Genomic DNA, 24536 nt, shown 5'->3' with positions numbered 1-24536 from the left:
ACCTTCCGTTTGAAAAAGCGGCTATCTACTCTGAAATGACATGCTTATCCGTCCGCGGTCGGGATGGAGGGCCGTTACGGCAAAGTTGTTCCCGGACAAGGTGGAAGCCGGGGATGTGCTGCCGGGCCGGCCGACAGTAACGAGGCGTAACCGAATGGCGAATAACAAATATAACGAGTCGATCGAGGACAAGGCGTTCAAAGCGTTGGACGAGGCGCTCCAGATCGACTTCGGCAAGGATAACGTGCCGTCTCGCCGCGGCGACGCGCCCCAGGCGCCGGAGGGTAATGTGTCTGATCCATCAAATGCGCGCAATCAGCAGGCCCAGGAAGAAGCGCAGCGCCGCAGCCGCCGCGGCTCCGGGGCCGAGCAGGCTTCCAGGGCTTCGGCCTTCGCGCCCGCCAATGATGCCAGCCGCAATACGCCCGCCTCGATCCTGAAGTCCTTCGACGGCGCTTCCAGCCGCTCGGCGATGCGCACCGCTACCCTGTTTTCCGTGCTTTGGGTCATGGCGGGCCTCGGCCTGATGTCGCTGCTTTATGCGCCGCAGATCTGGCAGATCCGCTCGATCGCCGATCTCGTCGCCCTGCCCGGCGTCATTGCCGGCCTGGTCGGCATCATCATTCCGGTGATGATGTTCTATGCTTTCGCCGTCATGATCTCCCGCGCCCAGGACATGCGCAACGCCGCCCGCTCCATGGCAGAGGTGGCATTGCGCCTGGCAGAGCCGGAAACCATCGCCTCCGAACGCATCATGACCGTTGGCCAGGCGGTGCGCCGCGAAGTCTCGGCGATGAACGAAGGCATCGAGCGCACCATCGCGCGCGCTTCCGAGCTGGAAACGCTGGTCCATTCCGAAGTCAACGCTCTCGAACGCTCCTATGCCGACAACGAGTTGCGAGTGCGCGGCCTCGTCCACGAACTCGGCTCCGAGCGCGAAGCGATCGTCAACCATGCCGACCGCATCCGCACCTCGATCGGCAGCGTCCACGACCAGCTGAAGGAAGAACTGTCGCTGGCGACCGAAGAGATCGCCGTGCGGCTCGCCACATCGGGCGAAGCCTTTGCCTCGCTGATCGACACGCGCGCAGCGACGATCCTGGAAAAATCGGACAGCGCCCTGCAGTCGATGGGCAGCCTGCTCGCCGCCAAGACCGACAGCCTGCTTCAGACCCTCAATGCCTCCGGTTTTGCGCTCGCCACCGAATTCGACAACCGCCTCGAGGCGCTCTCCGTCAACCTCAACGAACACGGCGAAAAACTGCTCAGCCAGTTCGAGACGCGCGCCTCGACCATGGACAGCAGCACCGAGAAGCTGAACGCGGCGCTGAACGAGCGCACGCATCAGCTGAACGAAATCCTGATCGCCCGCACCCGCGAGATCAACGAGAGCCTGACATCGGGCGAACGCACCATCGGCGGGACGCTCGACGACGTGCTGTCGAAGCTGAACAGCGCGCTCGATGAGAAGGGCGCAAGTTTCCGCCAGAGCCTGCAGAGCACCGCCGACGACGCCGTCATGGATCTCGATCTGCGCTCCGGCTTCTTCGAAGAGCGGCTGCAGACGACCGTCGCCCAGCTGTCGACCGCCTTCGACGAGCGTGTCGCCGAATTCACCAGCGCTTTCGACAAGCGCACCGGCTCGCTCGACACCAAGCTGATGGAGAGCCTTGCCCGCATCAACGAAACGCTGACCGGCAGTTCGGATTCGATCGAGGGCATTTTGAGCTCCAGCATCGACCGGCTTGGCTCCTCGATGACCGACCAATCGCTGGCGCTCGCGACGGCGCTCGCAACCGGTCATGAAGTGCTGGAGAGCACGCTCAATAGCCGCACCGAAGAAATCACCACGGCACTCACCAGCCGCACCGGCGAGCTGACCTCGGCGCTGCAGAGCGCCACGTCGGACATCGCGCTGGCGCTTGCATCCGGCACCTCCGACCTGCACAACAATCTTCAGGCCCGCTCGGCCGAATTCCGCGATACGTTGCGCACAACCACCACCGATTTGACCGCCGCCGTTGCCGCCGGCACCGAGCAGGTCACGACGGCCTTCGGCGGCCGCGCCGAGGAACTGACCAGCGTATTGACAGCGCGCGCCGCAGAAATCCGAGACGCGGTTGGCACAGCCCATGAGCGTATCGACAGCGTCATGGCGGAGCGCGGCGGAGCGCTGATCAATGCGCTGACCACCCATCACGGCCGCTTCGAGGAAGCGCTGACGACTCGCTCCGACGCCATCATCAACGCGGTTTCCGGCACCCATGATCGTCTTGCGGAAACGCTTGACGAAAAGGCGATGGCGCTCGCCATTTCCCTGAACGAGGGCCAGGCCCGCATCGAGGATACGCTCGAAACCCGCTCCGAGGCGCTGCTCAACGCCGTTTCCGGCACTCATGACCGCCTCTCCGAAACGCTCGACGAAAAGGCAATGGCGCTCGCCATCTCCTTGAACGAAAGCCAGAGCCGCATCGAAGACACGCTGGAGACCCGTTCCGCAGCCTTCCTCAACGCCGTCTCGGGCACGCATGATCGGCTGTCGGAAACCCTCGATACCAAGGCAGCGGCGCTGACGACTTCGCTCGACGAGCGCCATGCCCGCATCGAGGACGCGCTCGGAACCCGCGCCGAAGCATTGTTGAACAGCGTGTCCGGCACGAGCGACCGGCTTGCCGAAACCCTTGATGAAAAGGCGATGGCGCTTGCCATTTCCTTGAACGAGAGCCAGGCTCGCATCGAGGAAACGCTGGAAAGCGGTTCCGCAGGCCTGCTGAACGCCGTCTCCGGCACCCATGACCGGTTTGCCGAGACACTGCAAGGTAAGGCGGCAGCTTTTGCCAACTCGCTGAACGAAACCCAGGCACGCATCGAAAATACGCTCGAAACCCGCTCCGCGGCCCTGCTGAATGCCGTATCCGGCACCCATGACCGTCTCTCCGAGACCCTGGATGAAAAGGCGATGGCGCTTGCCATCTCGTTGAGCGAAGGCCAGGCCAGCATCGAGGATACGCTGCAGACCCGGTCGTCGGCGCTGCTGAATGCCGTTTCCGGCACCCATGACCGGCTGTCGGAAACGCTGGACGAGAAGGCGATGGCGCTCGCAATCTCGCTCAATGAGAACCAGACGCGGATCGAAGACACGTTGGAAGCCCGCTCCGAAGCTTTCCTCAAGGCCGTCTCCGGTACGCATCAGCGTATCGCCGAAACCCTTGATGAGAAGGCATCGGCACTGACCGCCTCCTTGAGCGAAGGCCAGAGCCGCCTGCAGGATACGCTGGAGAGCCGTTCGGAATCCTTCCTCAGTGCGGTTTCTGCCACCCATGACCGCCTGTCCGAGACGCTCGACGATCGGGCGATGGCCCTTGCCATTTCGCTGAACGAGAGCCAGAGCCGCCTCGAGGAGACGCTGACATCAGGCGCCGATGCGATCACCAATGCGGTCTCCGGCACACATGAACGCCTGAATGGCGTGCTCGACCAGAAGGCCAGCGCATTGGCCGCCTCGCTGAACGAAGGGCAGGTTCGCCTGGAGGAAGCCTTGGGACACCGCGCAGCCGCGCTCGTCGGTGCCGTAACGGCAAGCCATGACCGGCTCACCGATACGCTCGACGAAAAAACCATGGCGCTCGCCATTTCGCTCGATGACAACCAGAGCCGCTTCGACAGCGCCCTCGAGGCCCGCAGCAATGCGATCATGGAGGCCGTCACCAGTGCCGAGGCCCGTGTTGCCGGCGCCTTTGCCGACAAGACGGACGCCATCCACAACGCCTATGCCGACAATCAGCGGCGGCTTGAATCCGCCCTCTCCGAGCACAGCGCGGCGCTTTCGGGCGCGCTCGATGCGGGCGGTGCCCGCTTCGAGGATCTCGTCGGCGGCTTGACCGGCCGCATCGAAGGCCGCCTGAGCGATGCCCATGCGCGGCTCGGGAGCCTGGCCGAGGAGGCCGCGGCGCGGATCGAAGGCGGGCTCGCTTCTGCCCATGAGCGCATCCGCACGACGCTCGAGGATCGCGGCAATGCCATCGAGCTGTCGTTGAGCCAGGCGCATGCGCAAATCAGCGATACGCTCACCGAACAGGCGACCAGCATCGGCACTTCGGTGGCGACGAGCGTCAGCATGCTCGAAATGTCGCTTGAAGATCGTGAAGCCTCGATCCGCCAGGCGATCGATGCCGGCGCCCAGACATTGGAAGATCGCATGCGCGCCGGCGCCGGCCAGATCGCCGGCCGCTTCCAGGAGGCGGCGAACACGATTTCGAGCTCCGCCCAGAACCTTTCGGCCCATCTCGACCAGTCGGTTGAAAACCTTGCGGGACGTCTTGAAGAAACCGGTTCTCGTATGGAAGCCGGCCTTACGGCGATCGAGACCCGCATCCGTGACGGCGTCGGCGGCGTTGCCGAAAAGGTCGAGGCCGCCAACAGCCAGCTCTCCGGCGTGCTTACCGACGGCATTTCCCGGCTCGGCGCGCTCGGTGACGACGCCACCCGGCGCATCTCGGCGACGCTCGAAGGCAGCGCCGCCAATCTTACACAGGCAATCGACAGCCGCGCCGCCAATCTGGCCGAGACGCTGGACAGCCGCACGACCACGCTTGCAGGCGCCATCGAGGGCCGCACGGCAAGTCTCGGCGAAACCCTGGACCGCGGCAACGAACGCATCGAGGAACGCCTCTCCACCATGGATCGCGCGTTGACCGTCGGCCTCGACGCCGTCAACCGCACCATCGAGGGCAAGGCCGCCGGCCTCGCCTCGACGCTGCGCAGCGCGGTGGCCGAAGCAGCCCAGGGAATGGAAGGCGAAGCGACGAGAACCACGGAACTGCTCGGCAAGACCGGCCAGCAGTTCGCCGAGGATCTCAATGCAAAAAGCGACGAATTCACCCGCACCATGGATGAGCGCTCGTCGCAGATCGTCACGCGGGTTGCCGAAGCTCAGAACCGCTTGGCAACCCAGGCCGCTGCCGTCGCCCAGACATTCTCGGAAGCCGGCAACGCCATCGTCAACAAGGTCGCCGAGGCGGAGACCGTTGTCGGCACGCAGGTCAATGCCATTTCCAGGGCCCTGTCGGACGCCGGCCAGTCTCTCGAGGCGCGCGGCAATGCCATCCGCACGACGTTGTCGGGGGCCGGCAGCGAGATTTCCGCCACCATGGCGGATGTCGAGCGGGCGCTCGAAGCGCGTAGCAGCGCCATCCGCTCCAATCTCGAGGAGCGTGTCCGCGAGATCGATACCTCCCTCTCCGACGTCGACCGGGCGCTCGAAGCGCGCGGCAACTCGATCCGCTCGACGCTCGAGGAACGCACCCGCGACCTCAACTCGATGCTATCGGGCCGCTCTGTCGAATTGACCCGCATACTCGATGAAACGGCCCGCCCGATCATCGATCGCTACACCGATGCCGGCGAGCAGGCCGCTGCCCGCATCACTGCTGCAGCCAATCTCAGCGCCGATCGCCTGCGCGCCGAGAACGAAGCGCTCGCCAGCGCCGTCGCCGCCCGCACCGAGAATGTTGCCAACGCTGTCAGCGCCATCGAGAACAGCCTGGTCGGCAACGTCAACGGCCTGGTTCAGCGCATGTCGGAAAGCAGCGCGGCGATGGCGATGATGATGAACCGCGCCGCCGAGCAGCTGACGAGCGTCGACGGGCGTCTCGGCGAAACCACGACCCGCTTTGCCGACTCCGCCACCAAGGCTGCCGAAATGGTCAACGCCTCGACCAGGCTTCTCGAAGGCAAGGTCGACCGCCTCTCCGACATCTCCGGCCAGACGCTGGCCCAGGTCGGCAGCATCATCGGCCGCTTCGACGACCATTCCAAGGTTCTAACCCAGGCCTCGCAGCTTCTGGGTGCCGCCCAGTCCAACCTCGCCTCGACGCTCGAAGAGCGTGAAGGCGCGCTGCAAGCCCTCTCCGTCAGCCTGGTCCAACGCTCCGACGAGATCGAAAAGACCATGCGCGGGCTCGGCGGCATGATCGAGACCGTGTTCGAGCGGGCCGAGCAGCGCTCCAACCAGGTCACCGGCAACCTGCGCCAGGGCGTCCAGTCCTCCTTTGCCGATATCGGTCGCGTTCTGACGGAAACCGAGAAGCGCGCCCAGGAAGCCGCCGAGACGATGCGCGAGGCGATCACCCGCGCCGGCGACGAGGCCAATACGACGATCGACAGCACCTTCGCCAATGTCGAGCGCCGTTCCGGTGATCTCTCCAATCGTATTCGCGGCGGCCTGACCGCCTCGCTGTCGGAAGTCGAGCGCATGCTCGGCGAAGCCGGCCGCGCCTCCGACGGTGCCGCCCAGCACATGCGGGAATCGCTGCGCGAGGCGATCGAGGATGCTGTCGGCCGCTTCTCCGGCGCCACCGAGGACATCCGCCGCTCCGCTGCCGACATCCGCAGCGAACTCGACGCCACCCGCGCCGAACTGAAGCGCGGCGCCTTCGACCTGCCCGAGGAAGCCAAGGAAAGCGCCTCGGCCATGCGCCGCGCCGTCGCCGAACAGATCAAGGCCCTGCAGGATATCTCGCAGCTTGTCGGCCGCTCCAGCCAGCAGCTCGAAATCTCAGAGCCCGCCGCCCGCTCGCTTGCCCAGGCGCAGCCGGCTCCGCGCCCAACCCAGCCGATCGCAGCCCAGCCGCCGCAGCCGGCAGCGCCTCCGCCGATCGAAGCGGCGGGTCTGCGCGGAACGATTGCGCCGTCCGCTCCGGCCGCCGCTCCTAAGCGGACCGCCCAGCAGCCAGCCCCCACTCGCCAGGAATTGGGCCGCCAGGAACCGGCGCGGGAAAGCGGCGGCTGGATCAGCGATCTTTTGCGTGGCGCATCCCGCGAAGACGTCGCGGACACGGCGCCGGCCCGTGCTCCCGCCCGCCCGGCGGAAACCGCCGCACCGGCCGCACGCAGCAACGACAGCCGCAATCCGCGCCATGTCGTGGAATCGCTAAATTCGCTCTCCGTTGATATCGCCCGCGCCATCGATCACGATGCGTCGGTCGATCTCTGGCGCCGCTACCAGCGCGGCGAGCGCGACGTCTTCACCCGTCGCCTCTACACGCTGAAGGGCCAGCAGACCTTCGACGAGATCAAGCGCAAATACGACCGCGAACCGGAATTCCGCACCGCCGTCGACCGCTATATCGGCGATTTCGAAAAGCTGCTCGCCGACGTCGCCCGAACCGACCCGAACCAGACAGTCACACAGTCCTATCTGACGTCGGATACGGGCAAGGTTTACACCATGCTCGCCCACGCAGCGGGCAGGCTGAGATAGAGTCTGGCCGATATCGTCGAGCTGAAGCCGCCTGAAAATGTGTCAGGCGGCTTTCCCTGATGATGGGGATATGATCTGCTCCCCGGCCCGGAACCGCGAACGAAATGACCAAGGCCCTTCTGATTATCGACGAACGCAATTCTCTCCGGAAAGGCCACGCCGGAGCGCCAGCCCGAGGTCGATTCCGCACTTGATGAGACCGTCGCTCGATTGGCGTTGCTCAAGGAAAGGGCGCGACAGGCCGGCGTGCCGGTCGTGCTGGTGCAGCATGATGGCGACAGCGGTCACCGATTGGCCGTGGGCACGTCAGGATGGGCGCTGCGCCGGGAGATTGCGCCGCAAACAGGTGAGGTCGTCGTGCGCAAGAAAAGCGCCGACTCCTTCTTCGGGACCGATCTTGCCGACCGCTTGCAAGAGCGATCGGTTACCCACCTCATAATCGGCGGCTGCATGTCGCAATTCTGCGTCGACACGACCGTCAGGCGGGCCGTTTCGCTCGGCTATGACGTGACCTTGGTTGCCGACGGCCACACAACCGGCGACACGGCGACCCTTAGTTTCTCCGAGATTGTCGCCCACCACAATGAAACGCTTGATGGTTTCGATGCAGGCAAGGCGATTGCGAATGTCCGCCCTGCCGCCGACATTGCCTTTTCATAAGGCTCTGGCAACAGCCGCTGATATCTTCTGTTGTGCATCGCCGGCTACAGTCCCAGCAAGATCGTTTGCCGCCCCAAGCCCGGATGAAGCGAAAACCGGGATCCCATTCGGTCCCGGTTTTCCGCCTCTCACCCGTCGGCCGCTATGCCCCAGCGGCCGAGACAAAAGGTATTATCTGTGGATTGCTCTTATTTATTGCCCGCCTTCCTTCATTCCGTCACAAACTTTTTCGATCCGCTTGCGTTTAAAGCCAACGGCCCCTCGGCCGTGCAACGAAAGAGACAGCAATACCGATGACCACGAAGACATCCCGGCTCCTTGCCATCGCGCTCTCGTCCACCTTGCTGATGGGCGCTTTCATTCCGGCCGAGGCCGGTCAGGCAAGCTTCGTCATCGATGCGCAGTCGAGCAAGGTCCTTGAAGCCTCCAACCAGGACGAACTTAACTATCCCGCATCGCTGACCAAGATGATGACGCTCTATCTCGCCTTCGAGGCCCTGCACGAGGGACGTCTCAGCTGGGACCAGAAGCTCACCATGTCCGAAAATGCCGAGAGCAAGGAGCCCTTCAAACTCGCTATTGGCGCCGGCCGCCAGGTGACGCTGCGTGAAGCGGTCGAAAGCATCGTGGTATTGTCTGCCAACGATTCTGCCGTGGCGATCGCCGAACATCTCAACGGCTCCGAACAGGCCTTCGCCAGAACGATGACCGACAAGGCGCAACAGCTGGGCATGAAGGACACGGTTTTCAAGAACCCTTCGGGCCTGCCTGATCCGGAGCAGGTCACCACGGCGCGTGATATGGCGACCCTGGGCGTCTCGCTGATGCGGGACTTCCCCGAGGAGTTCAAGCTCTTCTCCATGCGCGGCTTTAAGTTCCGCGGCATGAAGTTTCGCGGTCACAACAACCTGATGTATCGCTATGACGGCGTCGACGGCATCAAGACCGGCTATACCGACGCATCCGGCTATAACGTCGTGACGTCGGCGCTGAAGGACGGCCGCCGAGTCGTCGGCGTCGTCATGGGCGAAAAGACCGCAAGCCTGCGCGACGATAAGATGGCAAGCCTGCTGGACAGCACCCTGTCGTCGTCGACCGCCACCGCTTCCACCACTCCAGCAAGCCAGTCGGGAGTGATCATGACGGATACACAGCCGACGAAGTAAGACAGGCGCAAGACGTGAGGCTAAAGCGCGACAAAGCAACGAAGCACAGCGGGGCGCTTTTCTACCTGAAAGCCACTTCCAGGTGTTGCCGGTCTTGCGCAATCACCTGGCAATTCGTTTCGAAGCCTTCTCCCTTGATGGCAAGAATGAAATCCGAAGGAATGCCTGCGGTATTGGAGACCAAAATGCCCGCACTCTCCGAACCCAGAGATTTGACGGTGCAGTCGATGGTCGAGCGCCGATCGTTGAATAGGATCGAACCTGCCTTCAGCACCCGCCGGCGAGCGCCGATCGCGTGATCGGCGTGAATGGAACTCCAGGCTACGCAGCGATTCCGGCCGCCGTGCTTGGCCTGATACATCGCGGCATCCGCCTGCGCCAGCAAGGTCTCGATCTCCTTGCTGACGATCGAGAGTGCCGAGCTTCCCAAGCTCGCCGTGACGTGCAGAACACCATGATCACCGCGGACGGGTTGCGAGGCGATGGCGGCTCTGATTTTTTCGGCAACGGCGACTGCACCGTCGCGATCGACATGCGGTAAGACGACGGCGAACTCCTCGCCGCCGATCCGTCCGAAAAGATCACCGGCGCGAAGGCTCGCTTTGCAGACCGACGCCACCGCCTTGAGAACTACGTCGCCTGTGGCATGTCCATGCCTGTCGTTCACCTGCTTGAAATGGTCGATATCAAAAACGATGCACGACAGGTCGTGCTGGTGCCGCAAAGCAAGCGAGATCAGCTGGTCGGCCTCCTGCTTGAAGGCGCGCCGCGTCATCGCCTCGGTCAGACTGTCGGTAGCAGCAGACTGCATGAGTTCGATGCGGTCCATCGCCGCTCCCGCCAGTTCCTCGAGAATAGCAAGGTCTTTGCTGCCGAACGATTTTGGCCGGCGATCGATGGCGCACACAGTTCCGATCATGTGGCCAGCCGTCGTTCTGAGGGGAACGCCGGCATAAAAGCGGATATGTTCTTCGCCCGTCACCGCCGGGTGCTGTGCAAAGCGGAAATCCTTGGTGGCATCCTGAACGATAACAGGCTCGTCACAGTCCACCACGCAGCGGCAAAACGTGTCTTCGAGTGACACCTCATCGGCCGACATTCCGGAGCAGGCCTTGTACCATTGCCGGTGGGCATCGATCAGCGACACGATCCCAATGTCGATGGAAAAGATCTGCTTTATAAGACGGACTATTCGCTCGAAACCTTCGTCCCTCGGCGTGTCGAGCAGATCGAGCTGCTGCAGCGCAGCAAGCCGGTGTTTTTCGCGCTGGATCGCCTCCGATGACGACTTTCCGAATACACGTGCGACTACCATGCAGCATGCCTCCTGACAGCGCTATCATGATGCATTCCACAAATTCATGAACAATTTAATATGATGAGCGCCTGAACCTAGTGGCGCTCAATTTTTTCGGATTTCACAACGCTTAATCGTGACGCAGCAGTCACGCAGCGCCGTCTCAGATTGAGCGCAGCGTCCAACTGACGATCTCCGAAACCACCGTCGAAAAGGCGCGGTCGAGACCCTTGACGAAGCCGACATTGTCGCCGCCGGCCGGCGCCATGGCGCGGAACACCTTCTGCGCGCGCACCGAGCCGTTTCGGTCGTTGAGAATCTTGGCTGAGATTTCGACTACCGCCTGATTGCCGCTCGAAGCGTCGATCTCGAATGAGCGGATATCGGTAACAATCTGGTAATCGATCGCCAGCCCCTGCCCCGGCATGCCAACGCCGCCGAGTTTGCCCGAACTCTCGAAGGCCTCGACCAGTTTCGATTGCACGATGCGCGGCAGCTTGTCGCCCCACTGCGCCCGCGACAGATACTGGATTTCCGACGACGAGACACGGATGACAATCTGGTCACTGTCGAGCGATCTAAGTGCCGTCGGGCCGGCGATCAGGATCTGGCGGGATTTGGCAGCAGGCCCATCGCCATCGACGGCCGCAGAGAGATCATAGGTATCGTTCTTGGCTGAAGTCCCACAGCCCGACAGGATCAACGCAGTCAGCGGCAGCGCAATCGCCGTTCCCCTGATCCGTGAACGGCGCGACAACTGATGCGATGCGACCATACTGGGCTACCCCTGACTTTCCCTATTAACGCCGCGTTCGGCCGTCGTACTGTTTGACCGTGTCCCCGCCGAAGATCAGGCGTTGCGGATTGCGGTCAAAGTTGCTGATCGTATCGTTGAGATTGCTCACGGTTCCACGCATGTCGTTGATCAGCGTCTGCACGTCGCGCAAGCCGCCGCTCGAGAATTTCTGAAGATTATCGGCGATCGGACCGATTCGCGAGTTCAGATTGTCGGCCACCTTCTTGAAGGATTCCAGCGTATCGCGCGCCTCGGCGAACAGCGATTGCGTATTGTCGGTTCCAAGCAGCGCATCGACCTTGATGAGAATGCCGTCGATGCGTGTCGAGGCCGAATTCAGCTTATTGGCAAGCTGCGACACGTCCTGGATCGTATGGTCGATATCTTTCTGGCGCAGCGAAACCGTGTTGGCGACGTCGCGGATCGAAGCGACTGCCGCACGCGCATCCTTCGTGGCTTGCGAGATATCGTCGACCGAGCCCTTGATCTTCCCCGGGTCGATCTGGGCGACGAGCGTGTCGACGCGGTCGAGCGTTGCCTGCGCCTGCTTGCCGAAATCGTTGAAGGTGGTGGCCGTCTCGTCGAACTTCTGGATCGCGCCCTTGAGATCGCCCGAGGCATCGGCGACATTGGCGGTGATCTTCTCGGCATTGGAGACGATATTGTCGATCTTCTGAGCGTCGACGGCCTTGACCAGCGATTCCACAGCTTGAAGCGTCGAATCGACCCGCCCGGAAACCGCCTTCACCGTATTGGAGAGCTCACCGACGCTCTGCAGGAAAGCGTCGATATTGTCGGAATTCTTGGCCAGCGCATCCGAGAAGGTTTCGGCATTCTTGAACGTTTGGGTCAGCGGAGCGCGTGAATCCTGGATGAAGCCCTGAAGTTCGCCGACCGCGTCGTTGGCGCGATCAAGGATCTTGTCGGCGGTCGCCAGAAGATTGGTGACGCTCGACTGGTCGGCGACGATAACGGCACGTTTGCCGTTTTCGATCGCATGTTTAAGGATACTCTCCTCACCCTTGCGGCCGCCCGACAGTTCGATATAGGCGGCCCCCGTCAGGCCCTGAATTTCAAGGGCGGCCTTGGTGGAGGGGTAGATCGGTGCGTCCGTGCGCACCTGCGTGAAGGCTAGCGAATATTGCGGATCGTCGGCATCGATCGACAGCGTCTGCACCGAACCCACCTGGATACCGTTGAAGCGCACCGGCGAGCCGACGCTGAGCCCGTTCGCTGAGCCGGGAATACGCACGATCAGCTCGGTCATCGGGCCGCCGCGGCCATATTCGGCCATCCAGTAGACGAAGCCGAAGGCGGCCGCGATCACCAGCACCGTGAAAAAACCGACAATCGTATAATTGGCTTTGGTTTCCATCTATCCGGTCACTTCCCGCCGCTGCCGTTGCCGTGCCGCGCGCCATTGTCCTGCGGCACGATCGACCGCGCTCGCTTACCTCTAAAATAGGCCTGCACCCACGGATCGTCATAGGCCAGCATGTCGTCGATCGTGCCTTCCACCATTACCCGCTTCTTTCCGAGCACGGCAATACGGTCGCAAACCGAAAAAAGGCTGTCGAGATCGTGCGTCACCATGTAGACGGTCAGACCGAGACTATCGCGCAGATTGGCGATGAGTTCGTCGAATTCGGCCGCTCCGATCGGATCGAGGCCTGAAGTCGGTTCGTCCAGGAAGACGAGTTCGGGATCGAGCGCCAGGGCGCGGGCAAGAGCGGCGCGCTTGATCATGCCGCCCGAAAGCTCGGACGGATATTTGTCGGCGGCATCGGCCGCCAGCCCCACCATGCGAATCTTCAGATGCGCCAGCTCATCCATCAGCGAGTGCGGCAGATCGAGATATTCGCGCATCGGCACCTGGATGTTTTCCTTGACGGTCAGCGATGAAAACAATGCGCCCTGCTGGAAGAGCACGCCGAGCCGCATGTCGAGCGCATTGCGCTGCGGCTCGTTGAGCTCGTCGAAGTCCTGGCCGAGAATCTTGATCGTGCCGGAGCGGCGCGGCAGCAGCCTCAGCACCGTGCGCATCAGCACCGATTTGCCGGTGCCCGACGCGCCGACGAAGCCGAGGATCTCGCCGCGATAGATATCGAGGTTCAGTTTGTCGAGCACCACCTTGGAGCCGAAGGCGACGGTGACGTCGCGCGCCGAAAGCACGACATCCCTGCCCTGTCCTTTGCTTTCGATCGGTTGCTCGTCCACGCTGCCCGCCATGCTAGAAGTCGATCGCTGCATAGAACATCGCAAAAAGCCCGTCCATCAGGATGACGACGAAAATCGCCTTCACCACCGAGGCCGTCACGTGTTGACCGAGCGACTCCGCACTGCCGCCGACCTTCAGCCCTTCGACGGCGGCAACAATGCCGATGACGAGGGCCATGAACGGCGCCTTGATCATGCCCGACAGCACGGTCGACAGCGTAATCGCCTCGTGCAGCCGCGCCAGGAAATTGGCGAAGGTGATGCCGGAATAGCCCCAGGCGACAACCGCCGCACCGGCGAGCGAAGCAAAGTTCGCCAGTACCGTCAGAAGCGGCAACGCAATGGTCAGTGCCACCAGCCGCGGGAAGATCAGCACGCCGATCGGGTTCAGCCCCATCACTTTCAGCGCGTCGATCTCCTCGCGCATTTTCATCGAGCCGATTTCAGCAGTGATTGCGCTGCCTGAGCGGCCGGCAATCATGATCGAGGTCAGCAGCACGCCGATTTCGCGCAATTGCAGGATGCCGACGAGATCGACGACGAACACCTCCGCCCCGAAATACCGCAGCTGGAAGGCGCCCTGCTGGGCGATGATCGCACCGATCAGAAACGACATCAGCAGGATGATCGGAACGGCGCGCACGCCCATGTGATCGATCTGGTTGACGATCGAGGCCGGCGAAACGCCGCTGCCGCGGCCGAGCTTCATCTGCGCCCCGCGCACCGCCGAGCCGAGGATATACATCGAGGCGGCGAGATTGTCCCAGATGTCGTAGGTCATCTTTCCCACAGGCGCCAAGATACGCGCGGCAATCGAGACCTTTTCCTTCTGTTCCGGCTCCGGTTTGGCCGGTTCCTCGGAAAACATCTCCAGCATTTCGTCGATATGCGGATTGGTGCCGACGAAGCGCACCGTACGGCCGGCCGTTTCCTCCTGCTTCTTTAGTCGGCAAAGAAGCCAGATACCGGCGGTATCGATGTCTGATACATCGGAGAGGTCGAGCATCAGATTGCCGGTCTTCTCTCGCTGAAGCTTTTCGAAGTCGCGCAGCACAAGATGCACATAGGCGCTGCGCCAGTTGCCGCTGAGACGAACATGCTGCCCCGAACCATCTGACCGGTCGTCCACTTGCAGCGAGGCGGCGTTGCGATTCTCAGCGTTCAAGATACTTGTGTCTTTCAAGGCTTACGGCGACATTGCCGACTCGCGAAGCGGATCGTCGCCGCCGGCGCGTCAATATACAGAAGCAACGTCCAATTTCCATGCTCGCAGGATAGCAATAATGCCGCGCAGCCTCGATATCCAGATGAATTCCTTTCCGATTGCCGGGACCTTCACCATCTCGCGCGGCGCAAAGACTACGGCCGAGGTCATTACCTGCACGGTCACGGAAGAAGGCGCGCAAGGGCACGGCGAATGTGTGCCCTACCGCCGCTACGGCGAGACCATGGAGAGCGTCTTCGCGCAGATCGAGGCAGCGCGCCCGCTGGTCGAATCCGGCATTTCGCGCGACGATCTCTTGTCGGCGATGCCGCCGGGTGCGGCGCGCAACGCTGTTGATTGCGCTCTCTGGGATCTCGAAGCAAAACGGACTGGCCAAACGGTCGCCGCCCGCCTCGGCCTCACCGCCCTCAAACCGCGCACGACAGCCTACACCATCTCGCTCGGCGAGCCGGAAGTGATGGCCGCGCAGGCGCGCGAACATGCCGGTCGCGCTCTGCTCAAGGTCAAGGTCGGAACCGGCGACGATGAAAGCCGCATCCGCGCCGTCCGCGCGGCCGCGCCCGATGCCGCAATCATTCTCGACGCTAACGAGGGCTGGCCGGAGGCGGTGCTGGAACGGCATCTGCAGATCGCCGCAGAGGCGGGTGTTGCCCTCGTCGAGCAACCGCTGCCGGCGGGCCGCGACGCGCTGCTTGCCGAAATCCGCCGCCCGCTGCTGGTCTGCGCCGACGAGAGCGTGCATCACACCGGCGATCTCGCAAGCCTTGCCGACCGCTATGATGCAATCAATATCAAGCTCGACAAAACAGGCGGCCTCACCGAGGCCCTGACGATGAAGGCCGAAGCCGAGAGGCTCGGCTTTTCGATCATGATCGGCTGCATGGTCGGCACTTCGCTTGCCATGGCGCCGGCCGTGCTGCTCGCGCAGAATGCCGATTTCGTCGATCTCGACGGCCCGCTGCTGCTCGCCCGCGACCGCGAGCCCGGCCTGCGCTACGCCGCTTCCCTGGTCTTTCCGCCGGAAAGCGCCCTCTGGGGCTGAAGATAATAGGCTGAGATGACGAGTCCGAGGCCGGAAAGCGCGACGAGCGCCATGACGTAATAACTGACGAGGCCGAGCCAGGCGTAGAGATAGCCCGAAGCGATGGTCATTAACCCCATCGCCATGCCGACATAAAAGAAATAGGCGCCCTGCGCCGAGGCCTCCTGCGTTTCCTGCACCGTCGCCACGATCCGCCGCTGCACGCCGGTGTGCACGAAGGCATAGGTGAAGCCGTGGAAGCATTGCAGCAGGAAGAAGCCGGCAAAGCCGGCATTCATGGGAAACAGGATCCAGCGACAGACGCTGACGGCGCAGCCGAAGCGGATCAGCGTCCAGGCGGTGAAGCGCCGATTGAGACGCTTCGACAGAAAGAACACCGTCACCTCCGAGGCAACGCCGGCGCTCCAGAGCAGGCCGACTTGCGTGCCGGAAAAGCCGAGCTGATGCCAATAGATCGAGGAAAAAGCATTAAGCACCGCATGGCTCGACTGCTGGATGGCGACGCCGATCAGAAGCAGCAGCAAATGCGGCTCCCTCAGACCGCGCCCGGTGGCGGCCGGAAGATCTATCGGCTGGCCGCGCCGCCGCGTCGGCCCGATCCGCGGACAGAAGATCGCCATCGCGACGGTCATCGTGAAGCCGAACACCATGACGACGAGCACCATGCCGCCGCCCCACCGGCCGATCAGCTGACCGCCGAGGAGTGTCGAGACGATGAAGGCGATCGATCCCCACACCCGCATCGACCCGTAGTCGAGCCCCCAGCGGCGCACGCCGGAAATAACGATCGATTCGACGACCGGCAGATAGGGCGCGAAGGTGGCGCCCTGCAGCGCGAAGACGATCGTCACCGGCCAGAAGCTCGTCGTCCAATAGAGTGCGATTGCCGTCAGCAGCGACAGAGCTCCCGACCAGAGCAACACGTCGGCGCGCTCCTTCATGCGGTCGGCGATCATTGCGACGATGGGCCCCACCAGGACGCGAACCACCATTGGTATCGCAAGGATGATGCCGATTTCATGGTCGCTGAAACTGTGGCTTTCCAGCCATACGGGGAAGAACGGCAGCACGACGCCGTTGACGAGCAGCGGCGCGCAATAGGACAGCGCGCTGAGCAGCCGGAAGCGCGCCGGCGCTCCCTCACCCGGGGGATGTTGAGCGGGAATCATGGGTGGACCTGAAGGAAACTGGACGTTGTCCTAACACACCACCCGGGAGGCGACCATTGCGAGAAATAGCCGTCCGGAAACGTTTTAGAAAATAAATTGGGCCTGTCACCTCGCGGTAACGGCTAAATTGCTGGAGAGCCGCCGCGACTGCGACGGCGCTAAAATCAAGCCGCCTGCGGGGCGAGTTCCGCCTCTTCGGCACGCTCGACGGCGGTAAGCGCCGGTACGGCGGTGGCAAGCGCCCGCCAGGTGATCAGTTCGAAGGTGCCGTCGGCATGTTCGGCAACAGCCGTGCAGCTTTCCACCCAGTCACCCGTGTTGATGTAGCGAATGCCGTCCATATCCTGGATAATGGCATGGTGGATGTGGCCGCAGATCACGCCGTCGGCGCCGCTCTTGCGGGCCTCTTCGGCAACGACGCGCTCGAACTCGCCGATGAAATTGACTGCATGCTTGACCTGCAGCTTTGCCCAGGCGGAAAATGACCAATAGGGCATGCCGAGGCGGCGGCGTACGGCCGCGAGCAGGATGTTGATCCGGATCGCCGTATCATAGGCCCAATCGCCCAGATAGGCGAGCAGGCGGGCGTTACGGACGACGACATCGAACTCGTCGCCGTGCAGGATCAGGTATTTCTTGCCGTCCGCGCCGTCGTGCATCATACGCCCGACGACCTCGATGCCGCCGAAATGCATACCCGGGAAGTCGCGCAGAAATTCATCGTGATTGCCTGGGATATAAACGACGCGGGTGCCCTTGCGCGCCTTGCGCAACAGCTTCTGGACGACGTCGTTGCAGACCTGCGGCCAGTACCAGCTGCGCTTCAAGCGCCAGCCGTCGACGATATCGCCGACGAGCACGATCGTGTCCGCCTCGTGGTAGCGCAGGAAATCCAGCAGGAAATCAGCCTTCGCGGCTTTCGAGCCGAGATGGACATCGGAAATGAAGAGCGTGCGGAAATGTCTGGGTTCCATCATGTCTATCACGAGCTGCCGCTCATGCCCCATCTTTCATCTAGCCTTCCAAAACCAGACTCGTGTTTCAGGAAGATGACAAGCTGGGGAAAAGCCATGCAAGCGCGCTTATTCCGTCTGAATGGTAAATGCCGATCCAGTCGGCCAGGAGCTCGCAACACCAACACCTGGGAGTCCCATCATCATAATTTCTCGCCGCGAGGTCCTGGATCTTTCCCGCATGCCGAGAATCAAATTAACAGCAGCTGCCGATCAAGGCGTAACCTGGGGATATTGATGATGCGCGCCCGAACCGCGACAATAATGATTTCTATGGCACTGCTTGCCGGCTGTGCACCGACGCAGCAGGACTATGATGCGACAGTCACGCTGCTGCAAGGCAGCGCGAGAGCGAGAAACGAGTTCGTCAAAGTGTGCACAAAGGATTTCGATGCAAATGCGCGGCGCGCCGCGGGGATCGTGACAAACGTCTCCGACAATGACGCTCCGAGGATCGCCTGCCAGCGATATCTGACGGCCGCGATCTCCGGTCGCGCTACGTATCAGGATCTGCTCGACATCAAGGCTCACCGGTTTACGCCAAAACTCATCAAGATCTTCCAGGGCCGATAGCCCGGAAGACGCTCTCTCGCTTCTCGATTTGGAACCGAGTGTACAAGATCGACGGGCCAAGCGGATTGGGGGCAAGCGGCGACCAGACGCTACGCCCCTTTTCGGCCGGCAATATTGCCCTGCCGATCGAGCGCGTTCATGATGACAACGATTCCATGTCCGACAAAGCGGGATGGCCGATGCGTCTCTTTCTCGTTCGCCACGGCGAATCCCTCGGCAACATCAACGAACAGGCCTACCGTCAATTCGGCGATCATAATGTGCCGCTGACTGAATGGGGCTATCGCCAGGCGGCTGAGGCAGGCGCTGTCATCGCTTCGTACCTCAAAGGGCTGCCGAGCCAGGGATTCCAGAAGCTGCATATCTGGTATTCGCCGTTCTGCGCACGCGCCAGAGCAAGGATGCGCTGCTCGAAGCGCTGCCGGAAAACTTCGTTGGCGATGTCAGGGAAGATTACCTTCTGCGCGAGCAGGATTTCGGCCTCTTCACCGAAATCTACGACCATGCCGAGCAGAAACAGAAATTCCCCGAGGAATTCGACAAATGGGCGAGGCTGCGCAACAATAGCGGCAAGTTCTATGCGCGGCCGCCGGACGGCGAAAGCCGGGCGGATGTGGCGCAGCGGGTGCGTCTCTTCCTCCAGACCGTCATGCGCGAGGCCGAAAGCGGCGACCACAACGTCGCGATCGTCGGCCATGGCGTCACAAACCGGGCGGTCGAAATGAATTTCCTGCACCACTCGGTCGATTGGTTCGAGCGCTCCGACAATCCTGGGAATGCCGACGTCACGCTGATCGAGGGAACGCGTTCGCAGGGCTACGACACCACACTGCTGCACCAGGCCGCCGACAGGCATCCGGGACAGGAGGACAAACTGCGCGATGCCTATGGTGCCGACCTGACGATTACGCCCAAGGCCGGCGGATAGACCCCTCCCCACAAGGGGGGAGGGACTAATCTGGGCCACCGCCTGGGGCGGGGTCTTCTACGCTCTTCACGCAGCTCGCACGGCCGCCATCGGCTTCACGTTCTGGTTCATCCGGAACAGGTTGTTGGGATCGTAGCGCAGCTTGATTTCCGAAAGGCGCGCATAATTGGCCCCGTAAGCCATTTCGACCCGGTCGGTCTCGTCCTCCGGCATGAAGTTGATGTAGGCAGTGCCCACAGCATGCGCCTTGGTCGCCTCGAAGAGCTCGCGCGCCCAGCCGATGCAGCTTCCGTCCATCTCGGTCTCCCGCCAGCGCGCATGCACATTCATGACGAAATGCGAACTGCGCTGTGGAAATGCCGTGGCTTCCGTCGGCACGCGGCCGGCGGCGCCGCCGACATGGCCGATGAATATTTCGCATTCCGGCCCTGGTAACGTCCGCACGGCATTGGTGAGAACCTCGATCGCCGCATCGGAAAGGGAGGCGAAATCCTGGCTCTTCCAATAGTTACGGGCGCCGGGCGTCAGGAGTGGGTCGAATGCCTGCTGCCAGCCGATGAACGGCATCGGGCCGACGATGTCGGCGATCGGCTTTCCGATCCCCCGCAATCTCGCCGCCGCCTTTTCGCCCGCCGCCATGTCCCCGCAATAGCACATGGCGAGCACCACGATCTCCTTGCCGTGCCATTCGGCCGGTAGGAACGGCAGCGGCGGCGCCTGGCGCATCACCACCCAGCAGGTCAGCTCGTCGGGTGCTGTTTCCAGCGCCTCGCGATACTCCCTGAGAACGTTTTCCGCATCGGCGAAGGGATGCACGACCAGTCCGGCGAAAACTTCGGGATGGAGCGGGTTGAGCTGGAATTCGAAGGAGGTGACGACGCCAAAATTGCCGCCGCCGCCGCGCAGGGCCCAGAACAGGTCCGGCCGTTCGGTCTCGCTCGCCTTCACCAGTTCGCCATCGGCCGTCACCACATCGACCGAAATCAGATTGTCGAGGGTCAGCCCGAATTTGCGCGTGAGCCAGCCGAAGCCGCCGCCGAGCGTCAGGCCGGCTATGCCGGTCGTGGAGTTGATGCCGGTCGGCAGCACCAGCCCGAAGGCCAGCGTTTCCTTGTCGACATCGCCGAGCGTAGCGCCCGGCTCGATCCTGGCGCGACGCGTCTCGGGATCGACCCGCACGGACTTCATCGGAGACAGATCAATGACGACACCCCCCTCGCAGACGGCATTGCCGGCAATGCCGTGCCCGCCGCCGCGCACCGAAACGAGCAGATTGTTATCGCGTGCAAGGCGCACCGCGCGCACGACATCAGCCGCCCCTGCGCAGCGCGCGATCAGACCCGGCCGGCGATCGATCATCGCATTCCAGATCGCCCGCGCCTCGCCGTAATTCATGTCTTTGCTGGTCAGGAGACTGCCGCGAAAACCGGCGGCAAACGCATCCATGGCCGCGTCATTGACCATCGTCTGATCCCGTTGCAGGGTCGTCAGGTTCAAATTGTCCATGATTTCCTCCATGCGACCGGCGCCCCGCACCGTCGCGGCCGGCATCTTGCGCTCGCAGGGGTCGTCAAACAAGTTTTCCAAAAGGATTAGTACCGGCGATGAGGATCCGTCAGGCCTACCCGCAGCGCCGTGTGGCACCCCCTCTGCCCTGCCGGGCATCTCCCCCACAAGGGTGGAGATCGGCAAGCGGTTGGATCATCCGTCCCTTTCTGCTGTATCGAAATAACGCATGCGGTCGTTATTTGGGGAAGCCATCGCGCCCGGCCGATCTCCCCACCTGTGGGGGAGATTCCCGGCAGGGCAGAGGGGGGTGCCACACGGCACTCGCTCTCGACGAAAACTTCTCCCAGCCCTCATTTCCATACTGTCGCCCGTATCCGATTGATGTATGGAGGGAACTCCAGAAAAAGACGTGCACGGAGGCGGCAATGGATCACCAGGATAAATCCAAGACGGACAAGAACCTGCCGGGCGGCGATCTCGACGAGCAGGCGCTCTTCTTCCACCGCTATCCCCGCCCCGGCAAGCTGGAGATCCAGGCGACCAAGCCGCTTGGCAACCAGCGCGACCTCGCGCTTGCCTATTCGCCTGGCGTCGCAGCCCCCTGCCTTGCCATCCGCGACAATCCGGAGATGGCCGCCGAATATACCTCGCGCGCCAATCTCGTCGCCGTCATTTCCAACGGCACCGCCGTTCTCGGTCTCGGCAATATCGGACCGCTGGCTTCGAAGCCAGTCATGGAGGGCAAGGCCGTGCTCTTCAAGAAATTCGCCGGTATCGACGTCTTTGACATCGAGATCGACGCCGCGAGCGTCGAGCAGATGGTCGCGACCGTTTCCTCGCTGGAGCCGACCTTTGGCGGCATCAACCTGGAAGACATCAAGGCGCCGGAATGTTTCGACGTCGAGCGTCGCCTGCGCGAGAAGATGAAAATCCCGGTCTTCCACGACGACCAGCACGGTACCGCGATCATCGTCGCTGCCGCGATCCTCAACGGTCTGGAACTTGCCGGCAAGGCGATCGAGAACGTCAAGATCGTCGCCTCTGGCGCCGGTGCGGCCGCCCTTGCCTGCCTCAATCTGCTGGTGACGCTCGGCGCTAGACGCGAAAACATCTGGGTTCATGATATTGAAGGCCTCGTCTACGAGGGCCGCACCGAACTGATGGACGAATGGAAGTCCGTCTATGCCCAGAAGAGCGACACGCGCACGCTCGCCGAAAATATCGGCGGCGGCGATGTCTTCCTCGGTCTCTCGGCCGCCGGCGTCCTGAAACCGGAGCTGCTGGCGCAGATGGCAGACAAGCCGCTGATCATGGCGCTTGCCAATCCGACGCCGGAGATCATGCCGGATCTCGCCCGCGCCGCCCGCCCCGACGCGATGATCTGCACCGGCCGCTCGGATTTTGCCAACCAGGTCAACAACGTCCTCTGCTTCCCCTATATCTTTCGCGGCGCGCTCGATTGCGGCGCCGAGACGATCAACGAGGAAATGAAGATGGCCGCCGTGCGCGCCATCGCAGCGCTTGCCCGCGAAGAACCCTCCGATGTCGCTGCCCGGGCCTATTCCGGCGAGACCCCGGTCTTCGGCCCCGACTATCTGATCCCTTCCCCCTTCGATCCGCGCCTCATCCTGCGCATCGCCCCAGCAGTCGCCAAGGCCGCTGAACAGAGCGGCGTCGCGCGCCGACCAATTCAGGATTTCGACGCCTATCTCGATCAGCTGAACCGTTTCGTCTTCCGCTCCGGCTTCGTCATGAAGCCGATCTTCACTGCGACAAAGACCGCCGAGCGCAAGCGCGTCATCTTCTCCGAAGGCGAGGATGAGCGCGTGCTGCGCGCCGCCCAGGTGCTGCTTGAGGAAGGCTTGGCCAAACCGATCCTGATCGGCCGCCCGCAGGTCATCGAGACGCGCCTCAAACGCTACGGTCTGCGCATCCGGCCGCTGCAGGATTTCGAGGTCATCAATCCGGAGGACGACCCGCGCTTCCGCGAATATGTCGATCTCTATTTCTCGCTCGTCGGCCGCCGCGGCGTCATCCCGGAAGCCGCCCGCACCATCGTGCGCACCAACACGACCGTCATCGGCGCGCTGGCGCTGCGGCGCGGCGAGGCCGATGCTCTGATCTGCGGCCTCGAAGGCCGTTATGAGAAACATCTGCGCGACGTCCGCCAGATCATCGGCAAGCGCAAGAATGTCCGCGATTTCTCGGCGCTCAGCCTGATGATCTCGCAGCGCGGCGCCACCTTCTTCACCGACACCTACGTGACCTTCAACCCGAGCGCGGAGGAAGTTGCCGAGGCGACTGTCATGGCGGCCGAGGAAATTCGCCGCTTCGGCATCACGCCGCGCGCCGCCCTCGTCTCGCACTCCAACTTCGGCTCGCGCGAATCCGAAAGTGCGACCAAGATGCGCAACGCCCTGCAACTCATTCGCGAAACCGCGCCCGATCTCGAAGTCGACGGCGAAATGCACGGCGAAAGCGCCATCACCGAAGCGCTGCGCAAGCGGGTCATGCCGGATACGACGCTGCATGACGAGGCGAATCTGCTCGTCTTCCCGAACCTCGACGCCGCCAACATCACCTTCGGCGTGGTGAGGTCGATGACGGATGGACTGCATGTCGGCCCGATCCTACTCGGCGCCGCCCTGCCCGCCCACATTCTCGCTCCCTCGGTCACCTCCCGCGGCGTCGTCAACATGGCCGCACTCGCCGTCGTCGAGGCATCGCAGCCGGCATAAGCCGGCTTTGCGACCAGGAGATTCACGGATAACCAGCACTCGCCGAGATATTTCGCAAGTGCTGGCATCCTGCGGCGTTTTACCTCGGCGTAACGTCGAAGCCGAACCACTTCTGCGATAGCTTGACGATCGTGCCGTCCGCCTTGGCTGCTGCGATCGCGTCGTTGAACATGGCTTTCAGTTTCGTATCCTCCTTACGCAAACCAACCGAGCTGCCCCGCCCGAGCATGCCGCCCTGGAAACGAGGACCTGTGACGATCAAGTCCTCGTTGCCCGGCTTTGCCGCCGCAGTCGAGAGATATGCCATCGACGCCATGACGAGGTCGACGCGACCGGCCTTCAGATCGAGATCGTGCTGTTCCGTCGTCTTGTACTCACGGATATCGACGACGCCCTTCAAATATTTGTCGAGGAAGGTCGCGGCGATCGATGCAGTCTGCACGCCGATTGTCCTACCCTTGAGCAACGGCTCGATCTGCTTCAGCGCGGCGACAGCGCCGGCCTCGTCCGTTGCGAGCGAAAACACCTCGCCCTTCAAAGGCAGATTGGCAACCGGAGAGTCTTTCAAGGCAGCAAAGGTCTGACCCGTCGTGCCGTAGGAATCGCTGAAGGCAATGACCTCTTCGCGCTTGGCAGTTGCAGACATCCCCGAAATGATTGCGTCGAACTTGCCGGCATTGAGGGCCGGGATCATGCCGTCAAAAGGCTGGATCACGGTCGTGCATTCGACCTTCATATGGGCGCAAAAATACTTGATCAGTTCTATTTCGTAACCATCGAGGCTACCGTCGGCCTTGGTGAAGTTCCACGGCCGAAAGGCTCCCTCAGTCGCAATCGTCACATGCGTCCAGTTCTTCTCCTCGGCGCGTACCGCCGTCGAGACGGCCAAGGCGCCGATCATAGCGATCGCGGTCATAATTGCAGTCAGGTATTTCATGTTTG

General features: G+C 62.4%; 15 protein-coding genes and 2 pseudogenes. 7 read left to right on the top strand and 10 right to left on the bottom strand.

The features are described from left to right. Positions 1-154: 154 nt before the first annotated feature. The 3 genes and pseudogenes from QWJ46_RS13470 to QWJ46_RS13460 all read left to right on the top strand — a co-directional run bounded on the left by QWJ46_RS13470 (position 155) and on the right by QWJ46_RS13460 (position 9087). Positions 155-7261, top strand: coding sequence for a hypothetical protein (locus QWJ46_RS13470; protein WP_302751566.1), 7107 nt, complete (start codon positions 155-157; stop codon positions 7259-7261). 104 nt (positions 7262-7365) lie between these two features. Beyond that, a pseudogene (locus QWJ46_RS13465) lies at positions 7366-7921 on the top strand (cysteine hydrolase family protein). A 293-nt stretch (positions 7922-8214) separates the two neighbouring features. After that, a complete protein-coding gene (locus QWJ46_RS13460; RefSeq protein WP_302751564.1) occupies positions 8215-9087 on the top strand; it encodes a D-alanyl-D-alanine carboxypeptidase family protein in 873 nt (290 codons plus the stop codon). A gap of 61 nt (positions 9088-9148) precedes the next feature. On the opposite strand, the gene QWJ46_RS13455 is transcribed toward QWJ46_RS13460, so the two are convergent. From QWJ46_RS13455 to QWJ46_RS13435, 5 genes are all read right to left on the bottom strand, one after another. Continuing rightward, positions 9149-10402 carry a sensor domain-containing diguanylate cyclase gene (locus QWJ46_RS13455; RefSeq protein WP_302751563.1) on the bottom strand — a complete coding sequence of 418 codons (1254 nt, stop codon included), beginning with the start codon at positions 10400-10402 and terminating at the stop codon, positions 9149-9151. Between the two features lie 145 nt (positions 10403-10547). After that, positions 10548-11159, bottom strand: a complete 612-nt coding sequence (locus QWJ46_RS13450) for an ABC-type transport auxiliary lipoprotein family protein (protein ID WP_302751561.1) — start codon at positions 11157-11159, stop codon at positions 10548-10550. A gap of 25 nt (positions 11160-11184) precedes the next feature. Beyond that, complete coding sequence (locus QWJ46_RS13445) at positions 11185-12555, bottom strand: MlaD family protein (RefSeq protein ID WP_302751560.1); 1371 nt, start codon at positions 12553-12555, stop codon at positions 11185-11187. A gap of 8 nt (positions 12556-12563) precedes the next feature. Then, a complete protein-coding gene (locus QWJ46_RS13440; RefSeq protein ID WP_302751558.1) occupies positions 12564-13409 on the bottom strand; it encodes an ABC transporter ATP-binding protein in 846 nt (281 codons plus the stop codon). 1 nt (position 13410) lies between these two features. Continuing rightward, the gene (locus QWJ46_RS13435; protein ID WP_302751557.1) at positions 13411-14580 is read right to left on the bottom strand and encodes an MlaE family lipid ABC transporter permease subunit; all 1170 of its coding nucleotides are present in this window, start codon (positions 14578-14580) and stop codon (positions 13411-13413) included. A 100-nt stretch (positions 14581-14680) separates the two neighbouring features. Between QWJ46_RS13435 and dgcA the strand changes: the two genes are divergently transcribed. Beyond that, positions 14681-15664, top strand: coding sequence for an N-acetyl-D-Glu racemase DgcA (gene dgcA / locus QWJ46_RS13430; RefSeq protein ID WP_302751555.1), 984 nt, complete (start codon positions 14681-14683; stop codon positions 15662-15664). On the opposite strand, the gene QWJ46_RS13425 is transcribed toward dgcA, so the two are convergent. Both QWJ46_RS13425 and QWJ46_RS13420 read right to left on the bottom strand, forming a co-directional pair. Beyond that, the gene (locus QWJ46_RS13425) at positions 15616-16833 is read right to left on the bottom strand and encodes an MFS transporter (RefSeq protein WP_302751554.1); all 1218 of its coding nucleotides are present in this window, start codon (positions 16831-16833) and stop codon (positions 15616-15618) included. The genes dgcA and QWJ46_RS13425 overlap by 49 nt on opposite strands. Positions 16834-16997: 164 nt before the next feature. Next, on the bottom strand, positions 16998-17840 hold the full coding sequence (locus QWJ46_RS13420; RefSeq protein WP_302751553.1) for a UDP-2,3-diacylglucosamine diphosphatase: 843 nt from the start codon (positions 17838-17840) through the stop codon (positions 16998-17000). A gap of 246 nt (positions 17841-18086) precedes the next feature. On the opposite strand from QWJ46_RS13420, the gene QWJ46_RS13415 reads away from it, so the two are divergent. Further along, a complete protein-coding gene (locus QWJ46_RS13415) occupies positions 18087-18419 on the top strand; it encodes a hypothetical protein (RefSeq protein ID WP_085780089.1) in 333 nt (110 codons plus the stop codon). An 89-nt stretch (positions 18420-18508) separates the two neighbouring features. On the opposite strand, the gene QWJ46_RS13410 is transcribed toward QWJ46_RS13415, so the two are convergent. Then, the gene (locus QWJ46_RS13410; protein WP_302751650.1) at positions 18509-18676 is read right to left on the bottom strand and encodes a hypothetical protein; all 168 of its coding nucleotides are present in this window, start codon (positions 18674-18676) and stop codon (positions 18509-18511) included. Here QWJ46_RS13410 and QWJ46_RS13405 point away from each other — a divergent pair. After that, positions 18599-19347, top strand: a pseudogene (locus tag QWJ46_RS13405) (histidine phosphatase family protein). The gene QWJ46_RS13410 and the pseudogene QWJ46_RS13405 sit on opposite strands and share 78 nt — an antisense overlap. Before the next feature lie 66 nt (positions 19348-19413). Here QWJ46_RS13405 and QWJ46_RS13400 read toward each other — a convergent pair. After that, the gene (locus QWJ46_RS13400; RefSeq protein WP_302751552.1) at positions 19414-20853 is read right to left on the bottom strand and encodes an FAD-binding oxidoreductase; all 1440 of its coding nucleotides are present in this window, start codon (positions 20851-20853) and stop codon (positions 19414-19416) included. 428 nt (positions 20854-21281) lie between these two features. On the opposite strand from QWJ46_RS13400, the gene QWJ46_RS13395 reads away from it, so the two are divergent. Next, complete coding sequence (locus QWJ46_RS13395; RefSeq protein ID WP_302751551.1) at positions 21282-23594, top strand: NADP-dependent malic enzyme; 2313 nt, start codon at positions 21282-21284, stop codon at positions 23592-23594. A 79-nt stretch (positions 23595-23673) separates the two neighbouring features. Here QWJ46_RS13395 and QWJ46_RS13390 read toward each other — a convergent pair whose 3' ends face one another. Continuing rightward, complete coding sequence (locus QWJ46_RS13390; protein WP_302751550.1) at positions 23674-24531, bottom strand: transporter substrate-binding domain-containing protein; 858 nt, start codon at positions 24529-24531, stop codon at positions 23674-23676. Between the last annotated feature and the right edge of the window lie 5 nt (positions 24532-24536).

The organism is Rhizobium sp. CBN3 (genome assembly GCF_030518245.1).
Taxonomy (GTDB): Bacteria; Pseudomonadota; Alphaproteobacteria; order Rhizobiales; family Rhizobiaceae; genus Rhizobium; species Rhizobium aethiopicum_A.
Note: the sequence above shows the minus strand (reverse complement) of the source record. Positions and strands in the feature narration are given on the sequence as shown.